8 protein-coding genes are annotated in these 9,069 nt (G+C 41.9%); 5 read left to right on the top strand and 3 right to left on the bottom strand.

Annotation, left to right across the window (positions count from 1 at the left end; all coding sequences use genetic code 11):
• Nucleotides 1-464 (bottom strand): histidinol dehydrogenase (locus tag VNZ46_RS16895; RefSeq protein WP_325561231.1); only part of this gene is annotated, 464 nt, incomplete at its 3' end.
• A 44-nt stretch (nucleotides 465-508) separates the two neighbouring features.
• Nucleotides 509-1,360, bottom strand: a complete 852-nt coding sequence (hisG, locus tag VNZ46_RS16890) for an ATP phosphoribosyltransferase (RefSeq protein WP_108552181.1) — start codon at nucleotides 1,358-1,360, stop codon at nucleotides 509-511.
• 253 nt (nucleotides 1,361-1,613) lie between these two features.
• Here hisG and VNZ46_RS16885 point away from each other — a divergent pair, with 253 nt between their 5' ends.
• From VNZ46_RS16885 to VNZ46_RS16865, 5 genes are read left to right on the top strand one after another with little or no spacing between them, the layout of a single operon-like run.
• A complete protein-coding gene (locus tag VNZ46_RS16885) occupies nucleotides 1,614-3,188 on the top strand; it encodes a L,D-transpeptidase family protein (protein ID WP_325561230.1) in 1,575 nt (524 codons plus the stop codon).
• 12 nt (nucleotides 3,189-3,200) lie between these two features.
• Entirely contained in the window at nucleotides 3,201-5,249 is a 2,049-nt protein-coding gene (locus VNZ46_RS16880; protein ID WP_325561229.1) for a BatA and WFA domain-containing protein, read from the top strand.
• Complete coding sequence (locus VNZ46_RS16875; protein ID WP_325561228.1) at nucleotides 5,246-6,508, top strand: dihydroorotase; 1,263 nt, start codon at nucleotides 5,246-5,248, stop codon at nucleotides 6,506-6,508. The genes VNZ46_RS16880 and VNZ46_RS16875 overlap by 4 nt, the downstream gene beginning before the upstream one ends.
• Nucleotides 6,501-7,181 carry a hypothetical protein gene (locus VNZ46_RS16870; RefSeq protein WP_325561227.1) on the top strand — a complete coding sequence of 227 codons (681 nt, stop codon included), beginning with the start codon at nucleotides 6,501-6,503 and terminating at the stop codon, nucleotides 7,179-7,181. The genes VNZ46_RS16875 and VNZ46_RS16870 overlap by 8 nt, the downstream gene beginning before the upstream one ends.
• Before the next feature lie 50 nt (nucleotides 7,182-7,231).
• Complete coding sequence (locus tag VNZ46_RS16865; protein WP_108552191.1) at nucleotides 7,232-7,798, top strand: DUF4199 domain-containing protein; 567 nt, start codon at nucleotides 7,232-7,234, stop codon at nucleotides 7,796-7,798.
• Nucleotides 7,799-7,833: 35 nt separating this feature from the next.
• Here VNZ46_RS16865 and VNZ46_RS16860 read toward each other — a convergent pair.
• Nucleotides 7,834-9,069: sensor histidine kinase (locus tag VNZ46_RS16860; protein ID WP_325561226.1), on the bottom strand; the 1,236-nt coding region annotated here is incomplete at its 5' end.

The raw sequence follows: 9,069 nt of genomic DNA, 5'->3' as shown, positions 1-9,069 counted from the left end.
ACGATGATCTCTTTACAGCCCGCCAGTTTTGCCGGGATGCCCAGCATCAGGAAGGTGCTCGGCAGAACAGCGGTGCCGCCGGGTACATACAGGCCTACTTTTTCTATAGCTCTGGTTTCTCTCCAGCAGGTGACGCCCGGCATGGTTTCTACCGGTGCTTCTTTAATGATCTGTGCAGCGTGAAATTTTTTGATGTTGGCATAAGCCTGGTCAATCGCAGCTTTTTCAGCTTCCGGAATTTCGGCGGCTATAGCGTTAATTTCTTCCTGATCAAGGAACAGGCGCTCCAGTTTTACTTTATCGAACTGAAATGCATAGTCGATAAGGGCTTCATCTCCTTTGGTTTTTACCTGGTTAATGATGTCTTTTACACGCTGGTCTATGCTTTGATCGTCTTCCAGTTGTCTGGTGCATAATGCATCAATATCCTGTTTCGACAGATCTTTATAACTATATGTTTTCAATGTCTTATCGTTTATGATGAACTCGTATTTCCTTGGCCGGTGGCTTAGGAGATGATTTTCTCAATCGGCATGACTACAATACCCTCTGCACCTGCGGCTTTCAGGCTGTTGATCTTTTCCCAGAAATCATGTTCGGCAATAACAGAGTGAACGGCCACCCAGTCTTCATCAAAAAGTGGAACGACGGTTGGACTTTTAACGCCTGGAAGTAGGTTTACGATTTTCTCCAGGTCTTTTTTGGCCACATTCAGGACCACATATTTGGTTTCTTTTGCACGCAGTACAGAGCGGATTCGTTGTAAAAGTTCCTGTACTTCGGGCAGCAGGTCGGAGCCTTCTTTTCCGATCAGTACTGCTTCGGATTTCATGACTTCTGCAAAGGGTTTCAGGCCGTTGCTTTTTAGAGTACCGCCTGTAGAAACGATATCACAGATGGCATCACTCAGGCCCAGTCCGGGACCGATCTCTACCGAACCGGAAATGGTACGGATGTCTGCATTGACATGGTTGTCTTTAAGGTATTTTTCCAGGATAACCGGATAAGAGGTTGCGATGGCTTTACCACCCAGCTGGGCAATTTCAGTGATCTGGCTTTCGTTCGGAATGGCAATTTTAAGGGTGCATTTTCCAAAACCCAGTTTTTGTAAATAGGTTACCTCAGCGCCGGCTTCGGTGATTACATTTTCTCCTACGATACCCAGATCTGCAATGCCGTCCTGAACGTATTCAGGAATGTCGTCGTCGCGAAGGAAAAGAATTTCCAATGGGAAATTGGTTACTGATGTAATTAGGGAACTTTTGTAGTTCTCGAAAGAAAGGCCACAGTTTTTAAGGATCTCTACTGATTTTTCGTTTAATCTACCCGATTTCTGGATAGCTATTTTAAGTGTTTTCACTATTGCTGATTATGGTATGGAACAAGAAATATAAATTCGGAAACAGGTTTTGAAGTACAAAACATTACATATACATCGCCAATTGGCGATGGTGCAGATGTAAGTGATGGTTCAAATGTTTTTTCATTTATTATAAGTTCCTAATCGTTAATGCAATGCATCTTGAGGAATGCAAATATATCGATTGAAACGACAAATCAAAAAATAAATGGCATTTAATTTGATTTTGTACCTTTGTAACATATTTACTGATTTGAAAAGAACATTTACGCTAATTTTTCTGTTTGCCTTATTGCTGCAGGCTTGCAACTGGTTTAAGAAAACGCCCGAAGTGGGCCTTGTTTTAGCAGAGCATTTTAAAAATAAACTGTACAAGGACTTTGATACAGCTGCCTATAACCAGGTTTTTAATCAACGCCTGGAGGAATCCCGAAAGCATTTAACAAATCCAAAAACCCTTGAAGCCTATTATGAGCACAAGGAGGGAAGTCCTGTATTTGTAACTCATCATTATGTCAATGGTGATCTGGATAGTCTGATCAGTTATTTGGAAAAGAGTGGGGAACATGGCTTTAATCCGTCTTTATTTGGTTTGAAACGGCTCAAAGAATTGAAAATGAGCCTGGATGCCAATGATTTCAAAACGATTGATGCACTTTATCCGGTAGTTGCTGATCTGGAATTAAACGCATCGGAGTCATTGATTAAATATTATGATTTTGTGAATTTTGGGGTGCTGAACCCTCGTAAGATCCTAAGCCGGTATTATATTCCTGTCAAAAGGCCGGACAGTGCAGGTATTGTTAGGCTGTTGGATGCCAGGAGTTATGCTGCTGAGTTGAGTGCTGCGCAACCAAAGTCAGCACAGTATGTAGCTTTAAAGAAGGAGTTGGCGAGACATAATCTTAAAGATACGGCCGACCAAAGAGCCAAAACCATTCTGGTTAATATGGAGCGACTGCGGTGGAAACTTCCCGAAACGGGTACCCAATATGTGGAAGTTAACATTCCTGATTTCTCTTTAACCTGGTTTAAGGATGGGGATACTTTAAAAAATATGAAGGTTTGTGTTGGGGGAAAAAGAGAGCAGGGCTATGAAGAAAAGATCAAAGCTTATCTTAAATCGGGTAAACTGGATGATAAACCTAAAAACCATGAAACCCCGATTTTGTTCAGCAAACTCAATTCTATACAGGTAAATCCGGTCTGGAATATTCCTGCGAGCATTGCACAGAGTGAGATTTATTATCAGGCAGCGAGAGATCCTTATTATTTATCCAACAGCAATATTAAAGTCTATTATAAAGGACAGCTGGTGACGGATCCGGATACCATACAATGGAACCATTATTCCAGAGAGCGTTTGCCTTTTAAATTTAAACAGGGTTCTGGTGGAGGAAATGCTTTAGGGAAGTTTAAGTTTATTTTTGACAATGGTTCGAGTATTTACCTGCACGACACTAATAATAAGTCTGCTTTTGCCCGGGCGAACAGGGCCATCAGCCACGGTTGTGTACGTGTGGAAAAACCTTTGGAATTTGCTGAAATGCTGGTGAACGATAAATATCAGTTCGATCAGCTGCGCATGGAGGTTAACCTGCCACCATTGGATACGACAAAAATGGAGGTGTACAAGAAAAAATTAGCTAAAAAGGCAGATACGGTAAATGTTTTTGAGCTGAAGCCAAAATGGTTCAGTACGAAGAAACAGGTTCCTTTGATCATTAATTACATCACAGCCTGGTGGCAGAATGGTGCTTTGCAGGTGCGTCCTGATGTTTATGGATTAGATGAAACACTTTGGAGTAAATTGCAAAAATTTCTCTAACTTTGGTTTTTAATGAATTTCCTATATCCAGGTTTTCTTTTTGCACTTACGGCGGTCGCAATACCTGTTTTAATTCATTTGTTCAATTTTAGGAAATACACAAAAGTTTATTTTAGTAATGTACAGTTCCTTAAAGAGGTAAAGGAACGGGGAGCTTCGCGTGAAAAGCTCAGAAATCTGTTGTTGCTGTTCGCCAGGATACTGGCTATTGTGTTTTTGGTTCTTGCTTTTGCCAGGCCTTATTGGTTTTCAGGAAAGAAAATAGATCCGGCTGCTCAAACCTTGGTTTTGATCTATGTAGACAATTCCTATAGTATGGAAGCGGTTAATAAAGATGGTAATTTACTGGATGAGGCGAAAAGGAAAGTGCGGGAGATTGTAAAGTCCTACGGTCCGAATGATAAGTTTCAGCTGCTGACCAATGATTTTGAAGGAAAACACCAAAGGCAGGTTAGAGGGGAAGAGTTGCTTCAACTGCTGGACGAGGTAAAGATTTCTCCGGTACACCGTGGGCTTTCACAGGTCATGAACCGTCTGGATAGTCATCGCGATTTGAATTCCAACCGTTTTATTTATTTGATATCAGATTTCCAGGAGAGTTTTACCGGAAGCAAAGCTGTTGGTTCTTCAGATCAGGAAGAGCAGGTTACATTGGTGAAATTACAGGCAAACAAAATGCCCAATATTGCGGCAGACAGTGTATGGTTTTTGTCTGCGGTGCATAAACCTGGAGACGCGGAGAAACTGGTGGTTAAACTTCGGAATTATACGGAAGAACCTGCTTCGGGTATTGCGCTGAAACTGACGATTGACCATGCTCAAAAAGCAGTACATAACTTGAATATCCCGGCAAATGGAACCGTAAATGATACGATTGCCTTCAGAGGTCTTGGGCAAGGCTGGCACCGGGGAGTAGTGAGTGTTAAGGATTACCCGGTTGTTTTTGACGATTATTTAAATTTTACCTTTAAAGTGGAGGCCAGCAGGAGTGTATTGAACATTAAGGGAGACCCTGGAGAAAGACATATTGATGCGCTTTACGCCTCGGATGCTTATTTTAAAGTGACCGATATGCCGGAATCGAATATCCGGTACTCAGAGTTGGGGCAATATGACCTGATTGTACTGAACGGGCTTAAATCTCCTTCTTCCGGCTTGTCTCAGCAGTTGCGGATTTACTTGAATCAGGGAGGAACTGTTGTGGTTTTTCCTGATCTGGACGGAAATCAGGCACAATATTCAGCTTTTTTAAGCGAATTGTCGCTGCCGCGTGTTTCCCGCTTGCATAATGAGCAGTTGAATGTAAGTGCTATAGATTTAAAACATGAAATTTTCCGGGAGGTTTTCGAACATATCCCTTCTTCTATAGATTTGCCAAAAGTGAACCGTTATTTTGGGTTTACAGAGCTGCAGAAAAACGTACAGCAAAATCTGATGACGCTGCCGCCTAAGCAATTGTTTTTTGCACAGTTTGGCATGGGTGCAGGAAAGATCTATTTGTGCGCAACTTCAACAAATATTAAGGATAGTAATCTCCCTCAGCATCCGGTTTTTGTTCCGTTGATGTATAAAGTGGCTTTTGGGAGTGCTAAAAAGCAGCCTTTGTATTATACGATCGGTGATGGTGATTTACTGGAGAGCGAGCAGATCAGTCTGGGGACTAATCAATCCCTTCGTTTGGTTGCAGATCATTTTGAGGCGATTCCTGAATTGCGGCAGGCCAATGGAAAGAGTTTGATCTATATAGCGGATCAGGTTCGCAAACCCGGATTTTATGAACTGAAAAAAGCAGATTCTGTGCGGAGTGTCTACGCATTTAATGAGGACAGGAGGGAATCTGACGGTAGATATACAGAGGATAAGAAGCTAAAGGAATTGTTTCCAACGCAAAAAATAGAGCTCTACCACAGCGGAAAGGATGCGCTTACTTTAGACGGTACTCCAAAAAATAACCGCACAGACTTATGGAAACTTTGCCTAGTTTTGTGTGCAGTTTTTCTAGCGGTTGAAGTATTACTGATTCGATTTTTTAACAACACTAAGAATATACAAAAAACATGAACCTTCTGATTACAGGCGTTACCATTGCCGATCCCAGCAGCCAGTTTAACGGGCAAACTTGTGATGTACGTGTAGAACAAGGGAAAATTACGGCGCTTTCGGCGCAGCTGAAACCCCAAAAAGGGGAAGAGGTTTTTGAGGGGAAAGGCGCTTATCTTTCACCTGGATTTTTTGATCTGAACTGTTCTGTAGGTGATCCGGGTTTTGAAACCAGGGAAGATATCCGTACAGCTACAGCTGCTGCAGCTGCGGGTGGATTTACGGGCATTGCAGTTTTACCCAATACCCAGCCGGTGATGCACTCTAAATCTGAGGTGGAGTATGTGCTGAACAGGTCGAAAAATAATCTGGTGGATGTATATCCAATTGGTGCCATCAGCCATAACCTGGAAGGGAAAGAGCTGGCGGAATTGTATGATATGCAACAGGCGGGTGCTGTAGCTTTTTCAGATGGATTAAAGCCTATTACTGATGATGGTTTTATGAGCCGTGCTTTGCAGTACAGCAAAGGTTTTGATGGTTTGCTGATGGTGTATCCGGAAAATAAATCTATTGCAGGGAAGGCGCAGGTGAACGAAAGTAAAACCAGTGTATTGCTGGGTATGAAAGGGCTTCCGGCGCTGGCTGAGGAAATGCAGATTTCCCGGGATATTTTTCTGGCGGGTTACCATGATGCACCTGTACATATCAACACGATTTCTACAGCGGGTTCTGTGGCTATTATTAAAAAAGCAAAAAAAGACGGAATCAGGATTACCTGTGATGTAGCCGCTCATCAGTTGGTTTTTACTGAAGAATTGCTGAATGATTTTGATAGTAATTATAAGGTAAAGCCACCTCTGCGTGGTAAGGCTGACGTAAAAGCTTTGCTTGCCGGGTTAAAGGATGGGACAATTGACGCGGTGAGTGCACAGCACCGCCCGCATGAAATAGAGTTCAAAGATGTGGAATTTGAGATTGCGGCGTATGGAATCATAGCACTTCAAACCGCATTGCCTTTGTTGCTGAAAGCGGGTCTGGATGCCGGACAAATTGCAGCGAAACTGGCTATTGCGCCCCGCAGAATACTGAATTTGCCTGTGCCGGTACTGGCCATTGGTGAAGAGGCGAATTTTACTTTGTTCAGAACACAGGATCAGTGGTTGTATAATGCAGCAAGCAACAGATCTAAATCTGCCAATTCACCTTTGTTAAATGAAACATTAACCGGTAGGGTGGTGTTGGTATATAATCATAAACAATATCAAGTATATGGATAGTAAAGTAGAAGGTGCCTTAGTTGCATCCTTAAATAAATTTGCTGCAACAGCTGGCAGAGATTCAGCCGATTTGCAGAAAGATCTGATCGGGGTTTTTAATCAGGACCTTGGTTTTTTGGAGAAAGTGGAAGCATTTGATGCCGTATTTGATGATAATCCGGCATTTGACGAGCTTAGAGAGGTTTTCTTCGATTTGCTGATGATTAATTTCTTCTCCAGTGATATGAAAAAGCTGGAAGAGGATTATCTGGACACGGAGGAATGGGAGAATATTGAAGAGGAAACGATCGACCGTGGATCAGAATTGCTGAATCTGCTGATGTATATTAATGAGTGTCATGATGAGCAGATTAAACCTGAACTTGGTGATTTCCTGAAAGAATTTTTATTGGTGGAAGAGGATGAGTTTCAGGATGAATTTATGATCTATGAAGACCTGATCAGTAATCAGCAACTTGCGGAGAGCAGCATAGAAGATATTTGCAGCCATGCTGACATGATTGATCTGGGAGAAGAAATGGAGCAGTTATTTGTGCCTTTTATGGCTTTCTTTTATGAGCCTAAAGGGACAGAGGCGGTAGTTAAGGATCTGGAAAAATTTAGTTCCGAACCTGGTTTTGATGTTGCAGTTTACACGTTAATTACTAATTTTAACAATATTCGGACATCCTAGTTTTTTGGGGTGTTTACTGTCTAAATTAATGTTTATCTAAAACAATAAAAATGCAACAACAACTTATTGAAATGGAAAAAAAGCCAAATGTGCTGGCTTTTAAAGGGGCACTTGCCTACGCTGTTTATTTTTTGGCGCTGATTTATATTTTCAAAATGATTGGTATTGATACGAATAATACTAATCTTCCTTTGGGTGAAAAGATATTGAGCTCGGCATTGTCTTATATTCCGTTTATCCTTGCGATTGTATATGTGCAAACGAATCATAAGAAAGAGCTTGGAGGTTATATTACCTTCGGAAGGGCTTTTTCGGCAGGTTTTAAAGTTGCTGCATACTCCGGTTTGTTTCTTGCTGTTTTATTGATGTTATATTATAAGGTTTTAGACCGTTCTGCATTTGATAATTTAATAGATAAAGCAAAGGAGGCTGCAGGTGATGATGAGAATAAGATTAAAGGGGTGGAAATGATGAGACCTTATATGATTTACTTTATTGGTTTCGGTGCGGCGATTACCTATACTTTTTTTGGACTGATCGTGAGTTTAATCGGTGCTGCAATAGTTAAAAAGGAAAAACCTTTATACGAGGAAGCGGAAGAGATTAAATCGCTATAGGAAAAGGGGCTTTAAAGCCCCTTTTTTATTTGTCCTTATTGTTCAAGGGAGAGTGGAAGGTTAAAATGGAAGGTAGAGCCTTTGCCTTTTTCACTTTCTACCCATATTTTACCTTCGTGCCGCTGAATGATCTCCGAGCAGAGGTACAGGCCAATTCCAAAACCTGAAATATTCTGGGTATGTTTGCTTTCAATGCGGGAATAACGTTCAAAAAGTTTATCTATATCCTGGGGTTTAATGCCCATTCCTTCATCTTTTATGCTGATTACGGCCATATTGTCTACCGTTTTGAAAAACAGTTCGATGCTTTTTCCTCTTGGAGAATATTTAACAGCATTGCTGAGCAGGTTAGAGATCACCTGACCCACCTTATCGCGGTCTGCATGAATATGTATGGTTTCGCCTTCATGTAAGGTGATGTTGTAGTCTGTTGCGGTGAGGCGTGCTTCTTCAATGCTTTCTGCCAGGAGTTCTTCCAGATTGAAATCTTGTTTGCTAAGGTGGATCTTACCCGATTCCAGACGGGAGAGGTTGAGAAAGCCGTTGATCATAGAACCCATTTTATTGACCTGGGTCTCTACCCTGGATAACGCATTCACAGCAAAGGTATCATCTTCTTTTTTCGCCTTGGCATTCAGTAATTGTACATAACCTTTTAAAGATGTAAGCGGTGTTTTCAACTCATGGCTTACCATTCCAATGAAGTCATTCTTTCGCATTTCATCCTGCTTTTGTTCGGTGATGTTCAGGATAATGCCGGAGATGCTGATTGGTGTGCCGCTTTGGTCATAATAGGCTTTGCCTGTAGAACGAAGCCATTTAGGTTTGTCGTCGTCTAAGGGATGGATCAGGTATTCTACCTCAAAGGCTTCTCCTGTTTTGATGGCTTCACGAATGGTTTCCGCAACCATTTCGCGCTGAGCCAGGTCAATCATTTTGAAGGATTCTTCAAGGGTAAGGTGTTTTTCATCAGTAAGCCCATGGATCAGTCTGGATTGTTTGGAAATGGTCAGTACGCCAGAGATCAGGTCACTGCTCCAGGTACCCATACCGGCAGAGTCAAGTGCTTGCTTGAGGGTATCGGTTGTTTTTTCCAATCTTCTTCTGGACTTTATATTTTCGGTAACGTTTACCGCAGTGTGGAGGATACAATAGGTGTCTCCAGAGGCTGCAGGAATCGCACGGTACTTAAAATTGAAGTAAAAGGTTTGAAGTTTTCCGCCTGTGGAAAGTTCGGCAGGGGCATCCTTTGCTTCGAAGGTTTTGCCTGT

It is taken from the genome of Pedobacter sp. (genome assembly GCF_035566355.1).
Taxonomy (GTDB): domain Bacteria; phylum Bacteroidota; class Bacteroidia; order Sphingobacteriales; family Sphingobacteriaceae; genus Pedobacter.
This window is presented reverse-complemented; position numbering and strand designations above follow the sequence as displayed.